Raw genomic sequence first — 2043 nt, forward strand, 5'->3', positions numbered from 1 at the left:
TCTAGCTACTAGAGCCTAGGCGTGAAAATAGACATCATTAGATACTAACCTCGCAAGTCAGAGAACCTTCCGGCAGCTCAAGGGGGGCAGGTTCAAGGTAGAGCTCAATAGCCTCACGAATATTTTCTATTGCTTCTACTTTCGTTTCACCACAGGAAGTACAACCAGGAAGTTCGGGGCACCAAGCTGCCCAGTCTCCGTTAACTAGATCAGGCTCCAGAATGACTCTCCATCTGAGATGCGGCAAGGGGACTCCCGTTATACCCGGCACGGGTTAGCGGGAGGGGAATTGCCGCGCTTCTAGTAAACTACCCGATAGGGTATCCTTATTTTCAATATTGATATTCATAGCCGTCAGCCTTGTGAATAGTTTTCAAGTATTTGGGATGTACGTCAAATTTTTGAGTTGGTAGTTGAAGGGTAAAGCTAGGTCTAAAGCGAATTGCAATACGTCCGACATATTGACCAGCAAACTTACCTTTGATGACATCAGCCTTAACAATGTCACCTGTTTGAAACCCCTGAAAAAACTTAGCTTTTGGAGCGTGAGCTTTCGGAAAACCATATTTGTTAGGACGACAACGCTGCCTAGTTCCGTGTCCTTTAGCTGCTATTAACAGCGGTTTTATTCCCCTGATAAGTAGCCGCTCAGGTGTTGATTTACCAACACAAGAAGCATCAGTCCAATGGTGTTTTTCAATCATTCTGACCTTACGGTTAAATTTGGTCAGTCCCCCAGAACCTACTTCTACAGGTAACCCGGTTTCTTGAAGTCTTCTATACAATTCCCATCGGGTAGTATTAACCGCAGTCGCGTCTTTAAGTGAAGTCTTGGTTTTCCCCTTAATTTTCTTCAATAGTTCAGGCTTTTTACTTAAAAAATCTTCTACATATTTGTTACCTTTTTTCTGATTACAAGGTCTACAAGCTAAGGTGAGATTGCTTACTCTGTTAGAACCTCCTTTTGATTTGGGGACAATGTGTTCTATTTCCAATGGGGTGTTTTCAGCGTTGCAGTAGACACATTTTCTTCCCCATTTGGCAAGCAAGTATTCCTTGACCTCAAAGCCGAATAACTCACCGCGTTGATATTCAACCTCGCTAATTTCAGGGTTTGGCATTTGCTGCAAATCAAACCTGACTAACTCTTGAGAAATAGCGCTAATCGGACAGACTTTTCTAATTCGTTTCACCCAAGTCTCAATATTGTTAATTCGGCTTTCAAGAGATGGGGGTAACCATCCTTGTCTACCAGTTCTGTTCAAAAAACGAGGTTTGCGATATCGAGTCTTACGGTTGCGTCTACCTCTCCTTAATGCCCTGCGAGAGTCTAGAGAATTCTTAATCTGTTGTCCCCTGTGAGATATTTCTAAGGCGCTTGTGACACGTCCTGTTTCTTCTTGAACAATAGCCATCCCGCTTGTTTTACTACCAGGGTCTATCTTTAAACGATGTGAATGAGTGACAGATTTTTCTAAAATCCTGTCTTTTAATACAATTGTAAATGGGTACCGTTTAAATACTTTAGCCCTTCCCATGTTCAATAGCTCTCTTGCTCGTGCCGGGTGGCATGGATCCAGTGGTTTCTTATTTTGATCTAGAACGAAAACTCGCATTACTTTGAACACTCCACAATGTGGGTAAAGTTTGCCTGTGCAAAGCACACGCTTGCGCGAACGACAATGTTATCTAGCTTTGTTCGGTACAGCTCACTGGCTTAACTCGCTACACCTGTTTAAAGCTGTACGACAGTTGCTACAAACTGGCACGCATTTGTAGGTGTCATGAGCTAGATAACGTAGCTCGCTTAGAGCTTAGTCTGGTCAACTATGAGCTTTTTACAAGCTCCCGCTATAGTCTGAAGGACTTAGCGGTGAGTTGTTGACTGAGAAAATTAGCTCGACAACGATGACGCTGAATCTTGCCACTGGAAGTCTTAGGGATACTCCCAGGTTTTAACAGTGCTACATCATGAACCTGGAGTTCGTGGTCAGATGCTACTGCCCGACGAATATGTCTGACTACCTCCTGTGTGTCTAACTT

General features: G+C 43.5%; 3 protein-coding genes. All 3 read right to left on the reverse strand.

What is annotated here, in order from left to right:
* Positions 1-37 precede the first annotated feature (37 nt).
* Positions 38-271 (reverse strand): type II toxin-antitoxin system HicB family antitoxin, encoded by a 234-nt coding sequence (locus F6K53_RS38375; protein ID WP_293085047.1) that lies wholly within the window; start codon positions 269-271, stop codon positions 38-40.
* A 61-nt stretch (positions 272-332) separates the two neighbouring features.
* The gene (gene iscB / locus F6K53_RS38380; RefSeq protein ID WP_293085049.1) at positions 333-1616 is read right to left on the reverse strand and encodes an RNA-guided endonuclease IscB; all 1284 of its coding nucleotides are present in this window, start codon (positions 1614-1616) and stop codon (positions 333-335) included.
* A gap of 235 nt (positions 1617-1851) precedes the next feature.
* On the reverse strand, positions 1852-2043 hold a 192-nt coding region (locus F6K53_RS38385; protein ID WP_293085052.1), incomplete at its 5' end, for a hypothetical protein.

This window comes from Moorena sp. SIO4A1 (assembly GCF_010672065.1).
GTDB lineage: Bacteria > Cyanobacteriota > Cyanobacteriia > Cyanobacteriales > Coleofasciculaceae > Moorena.

Bases quoted from the DNA above. Each gene is read 5' to 3' on its own strand.
- iscB (WP_293085049.1), bottom strand. From the start codon at position 1,616: ATGCGAGTTTTCGTTCTAGATCAAAATAAGAAACCACTGGATCCATGC.